The 14,851-nt window shown below is 70.7% G+C and carries 17 protein-coding genes; 12 read left to right on the forward strand and 5 right to left on the reverse strand.

The window, feature by feature from the left end; all coding sequences use genetic code 11:
• Positions 1–204 precede the first annotated feature (204 nt).
• The 4 genes from HNR30_RS00875 to HNR30_RS00890 all read right to left on the reverse strand — a co-directional run bounded on the left by HNR30_RS00875 (position 205) and on the right by HNR30_RS00890 (position 1,806).
• A complete protein-coding gene (locus HNR30_RS00875) occupies positions 205–396 on the reverse strand; it encodes a DUF4236 domain-containing protein (protein WP_246377061.1) in 192 nt (63 codons plus the stop codon).
• 21 nt (positions 397–417) lie between these two features.
• Positions 418–621, reverse strand: a complete 204-nt coding sequence (locus HNR30_RS00880) for a DUF4236 domain-containing protein (RefSeq protein WP_181607266.1) — start codon at positions 619–621, stop codon at positions 418–420.
• A 23-nt stretch (positions 622–644) separates the two neighbouring features.
• Positions 645–1,073, reverse strand: coding sequence for a ferritin-like domain-containing protein (locus HNR30_RS00885; protein WP_181607269.1), 429 nt, complete (start codon positions 1,071–1,073; stop codon positions 645–647).
• Positions 1,074–1,341: 268 nt separating this feature from the next.
• Positions 1,342–1,806, reverse strand: coding sequence for a hypothetical protein (locus HNR30_RS00890; protein WP_181607273.1), 465 nt, complete (start codon positions 1,804–1,806; stop codon positions 1,342–1,344).
• Between the two features lie 94 nt (positions 1,807–1,900).
• On the opposite strand from HNR30_RS00890, the gene rimP reads away from it, so the two are divergent.
• From rimP to HNR30_RS00940, 10 genes are all read left to right on the forward strand, one after another.
• A complete protein-coding gene (gene rimP, locus HNR30_RS00895; protein WP_181607275.1) occupies positions 1,901–2,398 on the forward strand; it encodes a ribosome maturation factor RimP in 498 nt (165 codons plus the stop codon).
• A gap of 23 nt (positions 2,399–2,421) precedes the next feature.
• A complete protein-coding gene (gene nusA, locus HNR30_RS00900) occupies positions 2,422–3,414 on the forward strand; it encodes a transcription termination factor NusA (protein WP_181607276.1) in 993 nt (330 codons plus the stop codon).
• Entirely contained in the window at positions 3,398–3,709 is a 312-nt protein-coding gene (locus tag HNR30_RS00905) for a YlxR family protein (RefSeq protein ID WP_181607277.1), read from the forward strand. The genes nusA and HNR30_RS00905 overlap by 17 nt, the downstream gene beginning before the upstream one ends.
• A gap of 125 nt (positions 3,710–3,834) precedes the next feature.
• Complete coding sequence (infB, locus tag HNR30_RS00910; protein ID WP_181607278.1) at positions 3,835–6,999, forward strand: translation initiation factor IF-2; 3,165 nt, start codon at positions 3,835–3,837, stop codon at positions 6,997–6,999.
• A gap of 195 nt (positions 7,000–7,194) precedes the next feature.
• A complete protein-coding gene (locus HNR30_RS00915; RefSeq protein ID WP_181607280.1) occupies positions 7,195–7,491 on the forward strand; it encodes a DUF503 domain-containing protein in 297 nt (98 codons plus the stop codon).
• A 19-nt stretch (positions 7,492–7,510) separates the two neighbouring features.
• Positions 7,511–7,978, forward strand: coding sequence for a 30S ribosome-binding factor RbfA (gene rbfA, locus HNR30_RS00920; protein ID WP_181607284.1), 468 nt, complete (start codon positions 7,511–7,513; stop codon positions 7,976–7,978).
• Positions 7,975–9,183: a DHH family phosphoesterase gene (locus HNR30_RS00925; RefSeq protein WP_312894170.1), complete on the forward strand. Its 1,209-nt coding sequence runs from the start codon at positions 7,975–7,977 to the stop codon at positions 9,181–9,183. The genes rbfA and HNR30_RS00925 overlap by 4 nt, the downstream gene beginning before the upstream one ends.
• A complete protein-coding gene (gene truB / locus HNR30_RS00930) occupies positions 9,180–10,034 on the forward strand; it encodes a tRNA pseudouridine(55) synthase TruB (protein ID WP_181607286.1) in 855 nt (284 codons plus the stop codon). The genes HNR30_RS00925 and truB overlap by 4 nt, the downstream gene beginning before the upstream one ends.
• An 89-nt stretch (positions 10,035–10,123) precedes the next feature.
• Positions 10,124–11,809, forward strand: a complete 1,686-nt coding sequence (locus HNR30_RS00935) for a PHP domain-containing protein (protein ID WP_181607288.1) — start codon at positions 10,124–10,126, stop codon at positions 11,807–11,809.
• Complete coding sequence (locus HNR30_RS00940) at positions 11,806–12,300, forward strand: hypothetical protein (RefSeq protein WP_181607291.1); 495 nt, start codon at positions 11,806–11,808, stop codon at positions 12,298–12,300. Before HNR30_RS00935 ends, HNR30_RS00940 begins: the two co-directional genes overlap by 4 nt.
• Positions 12,301–12,365: 65 nt before the next feature.
• Here the strand turns inward: HNR30_RS00940 and HNR30_RS00945 are convergent, their stop codons facing one another.
• Positions 12,366–13,382, reverse strand: coding sequence for a TRM11 family SAM-dependent methyltransferase (locus tag HNR30_RS00945; protein WP_181607293.1), 1,017 nt, complete (start codon positions 13,380–13,382; stop codon positions 12,366–12,368).
• Between the two features lie 89 nt (positions 13,383–13,471).
• On the opposite strand from HNR30_RS00945, the gene HNR30_RS00950 reads away from it, so the two are divergent.
• Complete coding sequence (locus tag HNR30_RS00950; protein ID WP_312894171.1) at positions 13,472–14,392, forward strand: bifunctional riboflavin kinase/FAD synthetase; 921 nt, start codon at positions 13,472–13,474, stop codon at positions 14,390–14,392.
• Between the two features lie 159 nt (positions 14,393–14,551).
• On the forward strand, positions 14,552–14,821 hold the full coding sequence (rpsO, locus tag HNR30_RS47150) for a 30S ribosomal protein S15 (protein WP_312894172.1): 270 nt from the start codon (positions 14,552–14,554) through the stop codon (positions 14,819–14,821).
• The last annotated feature ends 30 nt before the right edge of the window (positions 14,822–14,851 follow it).

A 14,851-nucleotide genomic window follows, 5' to 3' on the forward strand; every position in this document is an offset into this window, starting at 1 on the left:
GCGCCCCTTGGTACAGCGCCTCTTGGTATGGCGCCTCTTGGTATGGCGGGGTGCCTCTTGACATGGCGCGGCGCCCCGCCGGAGAAGGCCGGCGGGGCGCCGAATTGCCGCTTGGCGAGCGTGGACCTGTGGTCACCGCTTTTGAGGGTTGGGGCCCCTGGAATCGGACAGCGAAGACCCCGGCCCGCCCGCCACTGGGGTGCCCTACCGGCGACGTGTGGTCTTGCGCCAGGTGAGATTGCCGGGCAGGTTCAGTGACACGGTGCGGCGGCCGTCAGGGCCGTGGGTGACGCGGAAGAGCTTGTTGCCGTAGCTGTGCCCCACGCCCTTGTTGGACAGGTTGATCCGGAACGGTCCTAACTTGAATGATTTTCGATAGCTCAGTCCCATGGGCATCTCAGCTGCCCAAAAAACTGGCTAATAGTAGTGCCGGTTCCGCTTTCGTCCGATCGACTTGCTGAGGTGGAAGCCTCCGGGCAGGCGGAACGAGACATGACGCCCGCCGCCAGGGGTCGAGGTGACGTTGAACTTACGCCCGCCGACGCTGTGACCCACGCCGTGCGGGGTCAGGTGGATACGAAACGGCCCGATCTTGATGGTCTTCCTGTAATGCCAGCCCATGTCCAGGTCAACGAACGGCCAGGTCAGCTGGTTCCCTGCACCGAGTCGGGCATGCCGGGCAGCGCCCTGATCCGCCTGCGGAAGCCGTAGGAGCGGGTCACGGACTCCTGCATCGCCAGCGCCGCGTGACGGCGCAGCGCCACGTCGTCGCTGGCCGCCAGCTCCAGGTAGGCGGCCGTGATGCCCTCCTCGACCAGCACCGCCAGGTTGACGACCTGCGTGGCGCTCGTGGGGGTCTCGCCGACGTCGTAGGACGACTCGGTCTCGACCGGGCTGCCGCCCCGGCTGGAGATCATGACGCGCAACCTGTCGCGCGTGCCGCGGTGGGCGTTGAACGCCGCGGTCACGCGGGAGCGCAGGGTGCCGGTGGTACGGGCGCCGAGCATGCCGTAGGCGTAGACCGCCGCGTGCTCGGCCGCCAGCGCCTTGCGCAGCCGCTCCACATCGTTCACGACTGCCTCACGCTCGCTCCCCGGGGACGGACGGACGCCGGCTCGGCACGTTCCACGGAAACGCACCGTCGCGCCACCTGGACGCCGCACACCGGCCACGCGACCACACGGCCGAGGCTCTCCGCGCGCCCGACTCCCGCACGCCCGACTCCCGCACGCCCGACTCCCGCACGCCCGACTCCCGCACGGCCGACTCCCGCACGGCCGAGCACCGCGCGGCGGACTCCCATACGGCCGATCCCCGCACGCGCGACTCCCGTGCGGCCGATCACAGGGACCTCGGCAGGGCCACGGCGTGGGCGGCCTCGCAGGCCCCGATGCTGGCGATCAGCTGGGACAGCGACGCCGAGGCATCGGCCAGGTCGCGCGTGCGCTGAGCGGCCGCCTTGCGCTCGATGTCACGCAGCCGCGTCAGCGACACCTTCTGGACCGGGGCCGACGCCGACGGCGAAGGCGAGGCGGGCACGGTGGCCAGGCTCTGCGGCAGCCGCGAGCGCAACTGCGTCAGATGGGCGAGATGGCGGTCGAGAAAGGGCCGCAGCACCTCCCCGCCGGAGTCGACGAGCGCGCGGTAGAGCGCGATCGTGCGCTCCTTGTCGGCCACCAGCCGCTGCAGCAGCACCGTCTCAGGGTCGGGCGCCGGAGAGGCCACGGGCTCGGGCACGCTCGCCGCGCAACCCGACACCAGCAGCGCCCCACCGGTCAGCACGGCTCGCCTGGACAGTGTGTTCATACGACTGACGATGATACGGCCCCGAGCCAGATAGGGTGTGAACTGGTGTTGTGACAAAAGGGCGAGGTCCGCCCGAGAAATAGGGGAGGTCGACATGGGTAGTGCCGCATCCCGCGACCACCTGATGAAGCTGCTGGAGCCTGTTGTCGCGGCGGAGGGCCTCGACCTGGAGGACGTGAGCGTCACCAGCGCGGGCAAGCGCAGAGTGCTCAGGGTGATCGTCGACCGTGACGGAGGCGTGTCGCTCGACGACGTGGCCGAGGTCAGCAACGCCGTCTCCGCGGCGCTCGACGACGACGACCGGATGGGCAGCCAGCCGTACACTCTCGAGGTCTCCTCGCCCGGCGTCGACCGTCCGCTCACCGAGCCGCGCCACTGGCGCCGTGCGGCCAAGCGGCTGGTCAAGGCGGAGTTGCGCGACGGCAGCGTGGTGGAGGGCCGCATCGTGGCGGCCGACGAGACCGGCGTCGTCATCTCCCTGGAGAAGGACGAGCGCCGCATCGACTTTCAGGACCTGGCCCAAGGACGGGTGCAGGTGGAATTCCGTCGCTTCGATGACGAAGACGACTTCGAAGACGACGATGAGGGCTAAGGGGGAGCCTCGTGGACATTGACATGAGTGTCCTGCGCAGCCTCGAGCGCGAGAAGGACATCTCCTTCGACCTGGTCGTGAAGGCGATCGAGGACGCTTTGCTGATCGCCTACTTCCGCACCGAGGGTGCGGCGCAGAAGGCGCGCGCCGAGCTTGACCGGCAGAGCGGTCATGTGACCATCTTCGCCGCCGAGCTCGACGACGACGGCGAGATCGTGCGCGAGTACGAAGACACACCGAACAACTTCAGCCGGATCGCGGCCACGACCGCCAAGCAGGTGATCCTCCAGCAGCTGCGTGACGCGGAGGACGAGGTCAACTTCGGCGAGTTCGCCAGCCGCGAGGGCGAGCTGGTCTCGGGCGTGATCCAGCAGGGCCGCGACCCGAAGGTGGTCCTGATCGACCTGGGCCGCATCGAGGCGATCATGCCGGCCAACGAGCAGGTGCCTGGCGAGGAGTACGGCCACGGCGAGCGCATCAAGGCCTTCGTGATCCAGGTGAAGAAGGGTCACAAGGGCCCGTCGGTGACGGTCTCGCGCACGCACCCCGGTCTGGTGAAGAAGCTTTTCGCGCTCGAGGTGCCCGAGATCCTCGACGGCACGGTCGAGATCGCCGCGATCGCGCGCGAGGCGGGCCACCGGACGAAGATCGCAGTTCGGTCACGAAAGCAGGGCGTCAACGCCAAGGGCGCGTGCATCGGGCCGATGGGTTCGCGGGTGCGCAACGTGATGACGGAGTTGCACGGCGAGAAGATCGACATCATCGACTGGTCGGAGGACCCGGCGGAGTTCGTGGGGAATGCCCTCTCGCCCGCTCGTGTTTCCCATGTCGAGGTGGTCGACGCCGCAGCTCGGGTGGCCAGGGTGACCGTGCCCGACTACCAGCTGTCCCTCGCCATCGGCAAGGAGGGGCAGAACGCGCGGCTGGCCGCGCGGCTGACCGGATGGAAGATCGACATCAGGTCTGACGCGCAGGCAGAGGATGCCGCCGGTTCCGTAGATGCGTCGACACGGTAAGCTGGAATATGGTGGCCATGTTGGCCAACTCGCGGGTCCACAACGCACGTGCGTGGGTTGTCGGGTCCGCGAAGCCAAGTCAGAGCTTCTTCGCCTGGTGCTGGTAGGGGATCACGTCATCCCCGACCAGCGGGGACGACTTCCGGGCAGGGGCGCTTCGCTGCACCCCCGCCTGAGTTGTCTGGAGCTCGCCGAACGACGCCGAGCGTTCCCGCGCGCTTTCCGTGTGCAGGGTCCGGTCGATGTCACGCAGGTGCGGGCACACCTCGAGAAGGAGTCAGGAAATGTCATGTAGGACGCCGGATTAAGGGGCGGAGTCAGATTGCTATGAGCGCCTGATGAGCACGCGGCGATGAAGACGTCAACGTAACGACGGCCTGGACGGCACAGCCAGCCTCCCGGGCCGAGTAAGGGAGTGCAGTGGCGAAGGTCCGGGTATACGAGCTCGCTAAGGAGTTCGGCGTCGAGAGCAAGGTCGTCATGGCCAAGCTCCAGGAGATGGGGGAGTTCGTCCGTTCGGCGAGCTCGACCATCGAGGCGCCGGTCGTCCGCAGGCTCACGGAAGCTCTGGGCGTCCAGAAGGGCGGCTCAGCAAGGGGTGGCTCCGGCCGTGGCGGCGCAGCGCCGTCGGGTCCGAGGCCGTCCGCACCCGCGCAGGCAGAAGGCCGCGCGGGCAACGGCGTCTCCGAGACGTCCACTCCGCGGCCGGCGCCCAAGCCGGGTCCGCGTCCTGGTCCGGCGGCGCCTCGCCCGTCGGCCCCCAGTCCTCAGCAGCAGCAGCCGCAGTCTGCCGCGCCGCGCCCCGAGGCGCCGCGGTTCGAGGCTCCGCCCGCTGCTCCGCAGGCGCCTCGTCCCGAGGCTCCGCAGACCCGCTTCGAGGCGCCCAGCGGCGACCGCGGCCCGCGTCCGGGTCCCGGTGGTCCCAAGCCTGGCCCGCGTCCCGGCCCGCGGCCGGAGTCGTCGGCCGGCGGTCCGTCGGCGGGTGCTCCGTCCGGCAACGCGCCTTCCGGTCAGCGTCCCGGCGGCGACCGTGGCCCGCGTCCGGGTCCTGGTGGTCCCAAGCCTGGCCCGCGTGGCCCGCGTCCCGGCAACAACCCGTTCTCCTCGAACGCGAGCGGCATGGGGCAGCAGTCCCGTGGCCCGCGTCCCGGCGGCCGTCCCGGTGACGACCGCGGTCCCCGCCCCGGCGGCGACCGTGGCCCGCGTCCCGGCGGTCCCCGCGAGGGCGGCGCTCCGCGCGACGGCGGCATGCCTCGTCCGCAGGGCGGCCCGCGTCCGGGTCCGGCCGGTGCGGGTGGTCCGCGTCCCGGCCCCGGTGCCGGTGGCCCGCGTCCCGGTGGTGGCTCCGGTGGTCCCGGCGGTCCCCGTCCCGGCGGTCCGCGTCCCAACCCGATGATGATGCCGCAGGGTCGCCCTGCCGGTCCCGGCGGTGGCGGCGGTGGCCGTCCCGGTGGTCCCGGAGGCCGTCCCGGTGGTGGCGGCGGTCGTCCGGGTGGTCCCGGCGGTGGCGCCGGTCGTCCGGGTGGCGGCGGCGGTTTCGCCGCTCGTCCCGGTGGCGGCGGTGGCCGTCCCGGTGGCGGTGGCGCTCCCGGTGGCGGCGGCGGTTTCGGTGGCGGCGGTGGCCGTCCCGGTCCCGGCGGCCGTGGCCGTGGCGGAGGCACCGCGGGTGCGTTCGGCCGTCCTGGTGGGCGTCCGACCCGTGGCCGCAAGTCCAAGCGCCAGCGGCGTCAAGAGTTCGACAACATGTCGGCGCCGTCGATCGGCGGCGTGCAGGTTCCCCGTGGCAACGGCACGACCCTGCGCCTGCCGCGTGGCGCCTCGCTGTCCGACTTCGCCGACCGCATCGGCGCCAACCCCGCCTCGCTGGTGCAGATCATGCTGCACCTCGGCGAGATGGTGACGGCCACGCAGGCGGTCAACGAGGAGACGCTCCAGCTTCTGGGCGCCGAGCTCGACTACGTCATCCAGGTCGTCAGCCCGGAGGAGGAGGACCGCGAGCTGCTCGGGGCCTTCGACATCGAGTTCGGCGAGGACGAGGGCGACGAGGCCGACCTGGCCGCGCGTCCGCCGGTCGTGACCGTCATGGGTCACGTCGACCACGGTAAGACCCGCCTGCTCGACGCCATCCGCAAGACCAACGTGGTGGCGCGCGAGGCCGGTGGCATCACCCAGCACATCGGCGCCTACCAGGTGTCGACCGTGCACGAGGACGAAGACCGGAAGATCACCTTCATCGACACCCCGGGTCACGAGGCGTTCACCGCCATGCGTGCGCGTGGTGCGAAGGCGACCGACATCGCCGTCCTGGTGGTCGCGGCCGACGACGGTGTGAAGCCGCAGACGATCGAGGCTCTCAACCACGCCCAGGCGGCCGACGTGCCGATCGTGGTCGCGGTCAACAAGATCGACAAGGAGGGCGCAGACCCGAACAAGGTCCGTGCCCAGCTCACCGAGTACGGTCTGGTGGCCGAGGAGTACGGCGGCACCACCATGTTCGTCGACATCTCGGCGCGTGAGGGCATCGGCATCGAGAACCTCCTCGAGGCGATCCTGCTGACCGCCGACGCCGAGCTCGACCTGCGGGCCAACCCGTCGATGGACGCTCAGGGCATCGCCATCGAGGCGCACCTCGACAAGGGCCGCGGCCCCGTCGCGACCGTCCTGGTCCAGCGCGGCACGCTCCGCGTCGGCGACTCGATCGTGTGTGGCGAGGCCTACGGCCGCGTCCGCGCGCTGCTCGACGACAACGGCGAGAACGTCGAAGAGGCCGACCCGTCGCGTCCGGTCCTGGTCATGGGTCTGACGGCCGTGCCGAGCGCCGGTGACAACTTCATCGTTGTGACCGACGACCGCATGGCTCGCCAGATCGCCCAGCAGCGTGCTGCTCGCAAGCGCAGCGCCGACATGGCCAAGTCCTCGCGCCGCCGCACCCTCGAGGAGCTCTTCAGCGACCTCGAGAAGGGCCGCGTCGACGAGCTCAAGCTCATCATCAAGGGCGACGTGTCCGGTTCGGTCGAGGCCCTGGAAGACGCCCTGCTCAAGATCGACGTCGGCGACGAGGTCAGGCTCCGTGTCCTGCACCGCGCCGTCGGTGCGATCACCGAGTACGACGTCAACCTGGCCATGGCCGACGAGAACGCCGTCATCATCGGCTTCAACGTCCGGCCCGAGCCGCGCGCCCGCGACCTGGCGGAGCGCGAGGGCGTCGACATCCGCTACTACTCGGTCATCTACCAGGCGATCGAGGAGATCGAGGCGGCGCTCAAGGGCATGCTCAAGCCCGAGTACGAAGAGGCTCAGCTCGGCACCGCCGAGATCCGCGCCATCTTCAAGGTCCCGAAGATCGGCAACATCGCCGGTTCGATGGTCCGCTCTGGCAAGATCGTGCGCAACAGCAAGGCCCGGCTCATCCGCGACGGCGTCGTCATCTCCGACAACCTCACCGTCACCTCGCTGCGGCGGGAGAAGGACGATGTCACCGAGGTCCGCGAGGGCTTCGAGTGCGGTATCGGCATCGGTTACGGCGACCTGAAGGAAGGCGACGTCATCGAGACCTTCGAGATGCGGGAGAAGCCGCGCGACTAACACTCGCTGAGGCCGCCCGGTGGGATACGTCCCGCCGGGCGTCCCACCCGTGTTTACCGTTTTCCGGTACGGCTCGCCGTACCGGAAAAACGCTTGCCTAGCGCCCGACGGGCGCGGCAGTGTGCCGCAGAGGGCTCTCCCACCGCGAGCCCGCGGTTCACGCGACACTCCTCAGCCAAGCGGTGGTTGCCAACGATGTACGTAGGTGCTTTGACCCTGGACCTGCTGCTGGGCGACGTGAGATCGCTCAAGCAGAAACGTTCCGTGGTGCGTCCCATCGTCGCCGAGCTGCAGCGCCGCCATCCGGGCGTCGCCGTCGCCGAGACAGGTCACCTCGACCTGCATCGACGGGCGGAGATCGGGGTAGCAGTGGTCTCATCCTCGGCGGGCAACTGCAAGGAGGTTCTGGAGGCGTGCGAACGCCTGGTGGCCTACCGGCCCGACATAGAGTTGCTGTCCGCCAGACAGCGTCTCTTCACCGACGAAGACTGAGAACCTAGGGGGACTGACCATGGTGGACGCAGCACGCGCGCGCAAGCTCGCCGACCGCATCCAGCAGATCGTCGCCGAGATGCTCGAGCGCAGGATCAAGGACCCGCGGCTGGGGTTCGTCACGATCACCGACACTCGCATCACCGCCGACCTGCGGGAAGCCACGGTCTTCTACACCGTGTTCGGCTCCGATGCCGAGCGCGCCGACAGCGCCGCGGCGCTCGAGAGCGCCAAGGGCATCATCCGTTCCGAGGTCGGCAAGCAGACCGGGGTGCGCTTCACGCCCACCCTGACCTTCAAGCACGACCCGATCCCGGAGAACGCCCGGGCCCTCGACGAGCTGTTCGCCGCGGCGAAGGCCAGGGACGAGGAGGTCGCGCGGCAGGCCGAGAGCGCCTCCTACGCCGGTGAGGCCGACCCGTACAAGAAGCCCGACGAGGACGAGGACGAGTTCGACTCCGACGGTGCGGAGAGCCGGACGACGTGACCTCGCAGGCGAGTGAGCCCGAGGACCGCGAGGCCTTCCCGCCGCCCGCGGCAGGCTCCGCCGTCCCTTCATCCGGTACGGCGGAGCAGGGCGACCCCGCGTCACCCGGCTCCACCGGCACCGGTTCTCAGGCGTCATCGGGCGCCGGGTCCGAGGTGTCGTCGGGCGCCGCGTCCGACGAGTCTGGCCTGCCCGGTCTGCCCTCGGCCGCGTCGCTGGGGCGTCCGGGGACGGCGATCGCCGAGTACGCCTGGGAGCGCACCCTTGAGCTGATCGACGAGGCCGACGTCGTCGCCCTGGCCTGCCACATCTCGCCCGACGGCGACGCCTTGGGCTCGATGCTGGCCTGCGCCCGCGCGTTGCGCGTCACGGGCAAGAAGGTCGTCGCGTCCTTCGGCGACAAACGTTTCGCGGTGCCCAGGCTGCTGCACTTCCTGCCCGACCAGGAGCTGCTCTCGCGGCCCGACGACTACCCCGACAGCCCCGAGGTGATGATCACCTTCGACTCCTCGACCCTCGACCGGCTCGGCCTGCTGTCGGCCCATGCCACGAGGGCCACCGAGCTGATCGTCATGGACCATCACCCGTCGAACCCGGGATTCGGCACGCTCAGCCTCATCGACCCCGCCGCGGCCGCGACCGCCGTGCTGGCCGAGGAGCTGATCCGCCGCCTGGGCGTGCCGCTCGACCGTGAGATGGCCACCAACCTGTACGTCGGCCTGGTCACCGACACCGGTTCCTTCCGCCACGCCTCCACCACCCCGGCCGCTCACGAGATGGCCGCCCGGCTGGTGGCGACGGGCCTGCGCACCGACGAGATCGCGCGCCAGTTGTGGGACCGCGCCCCGTTCGGCTACCTGAAGGTCCTGGCGGCCGTGCTGGATCGGGTGGTCCTGGAGGGCGACCTGGTGTGGACCTACGTCACCCGTCACGACCGCCAGCGGTACGGCCTGCCGTACGACGAGGTGGAGGGCATCATCGACGTGGTGCGCCGCGCCGACGAGGCGGAGGTGGCCGTCGTGCTCAAGGAGGACGACGACGGTGCCTGGCAGGTCTCCACGCGCGCCAAGAACTCGGTCGACGTGGGCGCCATCTGCACCGCGCTCGGCGGCGGCGGTCACACCAAGGCCGCCGGATACACCTCGCACCTGCCGGTCGACGAGACCATGGCACGCTTTCGCGACCTGCTGAGGAAGGCCACATGACTGCAAGCGGCTTGATCATCGTCGACAAGCCGGCCGGCTGGACCTCCCACGACGTGGTCGGAAAGATGCGCCGCATCGCCGGCACGCGCCGCGTGGGCCATGCCGGCACCCTCGACCCGATGGCCACCGGCGTGCTGGTGGTGGGTGTCGAGAAGGCCACCCGGCTGCTGGGGCACCTGGCGCTGACCGAGAAGGTGTACGAGGCGACGATCCTGCTCGGCGTCACGACCAACACCGACGACGCCGAGGGCGAGGTGCTGTCGACCTCGCCGGTCGACGTCACGGCCGACCGGATCATGGCGGGCGTCGAGACGCTGACCGGCCAGATCATGCAGGTGCCGCCGCAGGTGAGCGCCATCAAGGTCAACGGCGAGCGGGCCTACAAGCGGGCGCGCGCGGGCGAGGAGGTCGAGCTCCAGGCCCGGCCGATCACCGTCCACGCCTTCGACGTGACGGGGATCGAGGGCCCGTCGATCACGGCCACGATCCGCTGCTCCAGCGGCACCTACATCCGTTCGCTCGCCCGCGACCTGGGCGCCTACCTCGGCGTGGGCGGCCACCTGACGGCGCTGCGCCGTACCAGGGTCGGCCCCTACGACCTGGGCCTGGCCCGCACGATCGACCAGCTGGCCGAGCAGTGCGACATCCTGCCGATCGGTGACGCGGTCACCGCGGCCTTCCCCAGACGCGACGTCACCGAGGACGAAGCGCGCGTCGTCAGGCACGGCGGCCGGCTGCCCGCGGCGGGGCTGGGCCAGGGGCCGATCGGCGTGTTCGGCCCCGACGGCGAGTTGCTGTCGCTGGTGGAGGAGCAGGGCCGGACGGCCAGGCCGCTGGCGGTCTTCGTCTAGTCGCCCGGCGGTGGCCGCCGGGACATGAGGAGTTCTCTCTTCTGCGGGAGGGTGCGGTCAGGCACCCCTCTCAGTACGAAGGACTCCCCATGGGTCACGGGCATCACCACCATCACCACGACGAACCGCCTCACGATCACGCCGCCGACCTGTCGGTGAAGGACGAGGAACTGGAGCCTGGCGAGCTCTCCCGGCGCTCGCTGATGCGCAGGGCCGGGCTCCTCGGCGCGGCGACCGTGGCCGCCTCGGCCGGCGCGGCCGTGGCCGCCACCGGGCCCGCCGCGGCCTCCGGCCCCGACCACGGTCGCGAGCCGCGCAACGGCTACCTGTGGCTGTCCGGCGACCACCACATCCACACCCAGTACAGCGGCGACGCGATGTACCGCGTGATCGACAACGTGCGCCACGCCGCCGCCTTCGGCCTGGACTGGATGGTGATCACCGACCACGGCGGGCCGCAGCACGCCAGGATCGGCGTGGAGAAGGTCAATCCCGACATCGTCGCCGCCCGGGCCGAGCACAAGGACGTGCTCGTCTTCCAGGGCCTGGAGTGGAACATCCCGGGCGCCGAGCACGCCACGGTCTTCGTGCACCCCGGGCGTCGCGAGGTCGAGGTGCTCAAGGAGTTCGAGAACTCCTACGACGGCTCGGTCAAGGGCTCCGGCAGCGGCCCGGCGGACGAGGCGCTGGCGGTGGCGGGCATCGCCTTCCTCGGCCAGGCCGTACGCAACAGGCGCATCCCCGACGCGCTGTTCCTGGCCAACCACCCGGCCAGGCGCGGCATCGACTCGCCCCACGAGATCAGGGCCTGGCGCGACGCCGACCCGAACGTGGCGATCGGCTTCGAGGGCGCGCCCGGCCACCAGGCGGCGGGCATGCCCAAGCCGCTCGGCCCCGGCAGCGGCCGCGGCTTCTACGCCGGCAGCCCGAGCGGCGCCTCCTTCCCCGGCTACCCGCTGGAGAGCTACCGCACCTTCGGCGGCTTCGACTGGATGACCGCCACCGTCGGCGGCCTGTGGGACAGCCTCCTGGCCGAGGGCCTGCCCTGGACGATCTCCGCCAACTCCGACTCGCACGTCGTCTACGGCGAGACCGCCACCCGGGGACCCGGCACCAACTTCGAGGTCAACGGTTTCCACGACGACCCGGTGTACGGCCAGCCGACGACGCTCACCGCGGGCGACTTCTGGCCCGGCTACTACAGCCGCACCACGGTCGGCGCGGAGGACTTCTCCTACGCGGCGGTCATGAACGCGCTGCGCGCGGGCCGTGTCTGGGTGGACCACGGCCACCTGATCGCCGGGCTCGACGTACGGCTGCGCGAGACGGGCTCGCGCCGGGGCGTCACCCTGGGCGGCACGCTGGAGGTCCGCAAGGGCCGCCGGGTCGAGCTGGTCGTCGAGGTCGACCTGGCCACCCGCCCGAACTGGGCGCAGTTCGTGCCCAAGCTGGCCAGGGTGGACGTCATCCAAGGCGACGTGACCGGCCCGGCGGCCGATCGCGACGTGTTCACCACGCCCACGACCAGGGTCGTGAAGTCCTTCGAGGTGACGGCGAACGCCGGGAACAAGGTCACCTTCGTGTATCCGGTGGGCGTCGTGGACCGGCCGATGTACCTGCGGGTGCGTGGCACGGACGGCAACCACTCCGCCGTCGGCCTGCTCGGCGCGCCGGTGGACCCGGCCGGCCCCAGGATGGACGTCGTGGGAGACGCCGACCCCTGGGTCGACCTGTGGTTCTACTCCAACCCCGTCTGGGTGCGGCCGGTCGGATGAACCTGATCGGCCTGTCCACGGGCCGCCGCGACCTGCCGGGGGCCGAGCACGTGCTCCACGAACTCGTGGCGCTGCTCGGCCGCCCGGCCGTCAGGCTGGCCTGCACGCACTTCGTCGGCGGGTTCGTCGAGCTCAGCCTGGAGACGGCCGCTGCCGTGCCGCTGCCGGAGGGCCTGTCACCCGGCGAGGCGGCCGTCGAGGCGCACCGGCTCGGCGGGGGCCGGGCGGTGCTGTTCGACGGCGCCGAGGAGCTGACGGGGGTGCTGACCGTCGAGGCGCTGGTCGGGCGGTCGGCGATCGAGAGGGTGACCGTGCTCGCCGGGGCGGACCCGGGACCTGAGGCGAGGGTGGACACGCTGGGCCACCTGCGGCCGGTCAGAGTCGGCGGCACGCTCACGCTGGCGACGACGCCGGGATTGCTCACGGGCGGCGGGCACGGGCTGGTGCCCTTCGAGCTGGCCGACCAGGGCACCTGCTGCGGCGGCCACTGACCACGGGCCCGGCCGGCCGGGGCTTACCGGGCGGGCTACACGGCCACGATGATGCCCGGCCGGGCTCACCGGGCGGGCTTCACGGCCACCATGATGTCGCGCACGATCGCCTGGTCGACCCGGTGCTCGAAGTCGGGGTACTCCCGCACGCGCAGCCCGTGCTTCACCAGGATCTCGCCCAGTTCGTCGCGGCCGCCGCCGTAGGTGTTCCACGAGATCCCGATCGCCCCGCCCGGCCTGAGCAGCTCGGCCCAGCCCGGCACGGCCCTGGCGATGAGGTCCAGGGGGCTGCGCGACAGCCCGCCGCCGCCGCTCCTGCTGCCGTGCTGCACGCCGTACGGCGCGTCGGTGACGACGAGGTCGAAGGAGCGCGGCTTGAAGAACTCGCGAGCCCGCAGCGTGTCGGCGTTCACGACGGCGACCTGCTGCACGTCTCCGGCCTTCTGCGCCTCCTTCGACAGCGCGAACGAGGCGTTGAGGCGCTTGCCCACCAGCGCCCGCTCCCGGCGTACCGGCACGACCTCGGCGGTGTGCTTGAGCCGCTTGTCCTTCAGCCATCGCCTGAGGAAGACGGTGTAGGCCTCGAAGTCCTTGGCGTCGACGTCCATCCCGTAGGCGTCGTAGCCGTACATGAGCGCCTGGTTGAGGGTGGTGCCGCGCCCGCACATCGGGTCGAAGACCGACAGCCGCCCGTCGAACGGCAGCCCCGAGGCGAGCAGGGTGACGTTGAGCAGCAGCTTGGTGAAGTGCTCGTTGGTCTTGCCCGCGTACTTCTGGATGGTCAGCAGGTCGCTGCTGAGCCGGTCGAGCGGGCGCATCTCCAGGGGCCGCAGCAGCGGGCCCTCGACGCCGAAGACGGCGTAGACCGACGACAGGTTCGACAGCAGCGCCACGTCGTCCTCGGACAGCTCCGCCTCGAAGGTGACATAGGGCACACCGCCGATGACGCTCTCCTCGATCGCCGAGATGGGCGACCGGGTCGCCGTGCCGAAGACCGCCAGCTCGCTCCTGGTCAGGCGCACGGCGCTCTCGCCGTAGACCCGGTTGAAGGCGGGCAGGATCAGCAGTGCGTAACGAGGCATGCAGCGGATGCTATCGCCCCCTCGATTGGGGGGAATCCCGGCGCGCATGGCACGCTTTGAATGAGCAAAGACGGTTGAGGAGGCCCGGCGTGCCGGATTCTGGAAGATCGGTCGTCACGATCGGCGTGTTCGACGGCGTGCACCGCGGGCACCGGGCGGTGGTGGAGCGCGCGGTGTCGCGGGCGCGCGAGCTGGGCCTGCGGTGCGTCGCGATCAGCTTCGAGCCCCATCCCGGCGAGGTCGTTCGTCCCGGCTCCCACCCGTCCCGGCTGACCACGCCGTCGCACCGCGCGCAGCTGCTGCGCGAGCTGGGCGTCGACGAGGTGCGGGTGATCGACTTCACCCTCGGCCTGTCGCGCACCACGCCCGAGGAGTTCGCGCAGTCGCTGCTCGTCGACGACCTGCGCGCGGCGGTGGTCGTCGCGGGGGAGAACTTCCGTTTCGGCCACCGGGCCGCCGGCGACGTCGAGACCTTGCGCACGCTGGGCGACAAGCACGACTTCACCGCCGAGGTGGTGCCGCTGGTTCCCGGGGTGTCGGCGACGCGCGTGCGCGAGCTGCTGGCGGAGGGCGACGTCGGCGCGGCTGCGGAGGCGCTCGGCCGCCCGCACCGGGTCGAGGGCGTCGTCGTGCGCGGCTACCAGCGCGGACGCCAGCTCGGCTTCCCCACCGCCAACGTGGAGTCGCCGCCGCACACGGCCATCCCGGCCGACGGCGTCTACGCGGGCTGGTTGCGCTGCATCCCGGTCGGCAACCTGCCCGCCGCCTACGACGGCGTGCGCTGGCCTGCCGCGATCTCGGTGGGCACCAACCCGACGTTCGAGGGCGTGCCGCGTACGGTGGAGGCCTACGCGCTCGACCGCGACGACCTGGAGTTGTACGGCACGCACGTGGCCGTGGAGTTCGCCGCCCGGTTGCGCGGCAACACCAGGTTCGACTCCATCGAGGCGCTCGTCGACCAGATCAACGCCGACGTCGACCAGGCGAGGGACCTGACGCGCGGCGCGTGAACAACGATGTGCGACCAGGTGTACCGCGATGGTAACCTTGCATGTCGGCTCTGTAATGGCTGCGTTCCACGCCGCCCTGGATGCCTTCATCGCGGCGACTGTCGGCACGCACGGTCGCTCGCATTCGATCCAGCGTGTCCGCATAGTTCAAGGAGAGTCGTGTCCCTCGACACCACTGCCAAGAAGGCAATCATCGCTGAGTACGCCAAGGGCGACAGCGACACGGGTTCCCCCGAGGTCCAGATCGCGCTGCTCAGCAAGCGCATCAGCGAGCTGACCGAGCACCTCAAGTCCCACAAGCACGACCACCACAGCCGTCGTGGTCTGCTCCTGCTGGTCGGCCGGCGTCGCCGCCTGCTGAAGTACCTGCAGAACAAGGACATCGAGCGCTACCGTTCGCTCATCGAGCGCCTCGGTCTGCGCCGATAGTGTGACAAGGGAGCGGCGTTTCGCCGCTCC

The organism is Nonomuraea soli (assembly GCF_013761175.1).
Taxonomy (GTDB): domain Bacteria; phylum Actinomycetota; class Actinomycetes; order Streptosporangiales; family Streptosporangiaceae; genus Nonomuraea; species Nonomuraea soli.

What these genes read in the sequence shown, in the direction of transcription:
- HNR30_RS00935 (WP_181607288.1), top strand. Translation starts at nt 10,124, where the DNA reads ATGGGTCACGGGCATCACCACCATCACCACGACGAACCGCCTCACGAT.
- HNR30_RS00890 (WP_181607273.1), bottom strand. Translation starts at nt 1,806, where the DNA reads ATGAACACACTGTCCAGGCGAGCCGTGCTGACCGGTGGGGCGCTGCTG.
- HNR30_RS00905 (WP_181607277.1), top strand. Translation starts at nt 3,398, where the DNA reads ATGCGTCGACACGGTAAGCTGGAATATGGTGGCCATGTTGGCCAACTC.
- HNR30_RS00880 (WP_181607266.1), bottom strand. Translation starts at nt 621, where the DNA reads ATGGGCTGGCATTACAGGAAGACCATCAAGATCGGGCCGTTTCGTATC.
- HNR30_RS00945 (WP_181607293.1), bottom strand. Translation starts at nt 13,382, where the DNA reads ATGCCTCGTTACGCACTGCTGATCCTGCCCGCCTTCAACCGGGTCTAC.
- rimP (WP_181607275.1), top strand. Translation starts at nt 1,901, where the DNA reads ATGGGTAGTGCCGCATCCCGCGACCACCTGATGAAGCTGCTGGAGCCT.
- truB (WP_181607286.1), top strand. Translation starts at nt 9,180, where the DNA reads ATGACTGCAAGCGGCTTGATCATCGTCGACAAGCCGGCCGGCTGGACC.
- nusA (WP_181607276.1), top strand. Translation starts at nt 2,422, where the DNA reads ATGAGTGTCCTGCGCAGCCTCGAGCGCGAGAAGGACATCTCCTTCGAC.
- HNR30_RS00875 (WP_246377061.1), bottom strand. Translation starts at nt 396, where the DNA reads ATGCCCATGGGACTGAGCTATCGAAAATCATTCAAGTTAGGACCGTTC.
- HNR30_RS00915 (WP_181607280.1), top strand. Translation starts at nt 7,195, where the DNA reads ATGTACGTAGGTGCTTTGACCCTGGACCTGCTGCTGGGCGACGTGAGA.
- HNR30_RS00940 (WP_181607291.1), top strand. Translation starts at nt 11,806, where the DNA reads ATGAACCTGATCGGCCTGTCCACGGGCCGCCGCGACCTGCCGGGGGCC.
- rbfA (WP_181607284.1), top strand. Translation starts at nt 7,511, where the DNA reads ATGGTGGACGCAGCACGCGCGCGCAAGCTCGCCGACCGCATCCAGCAG.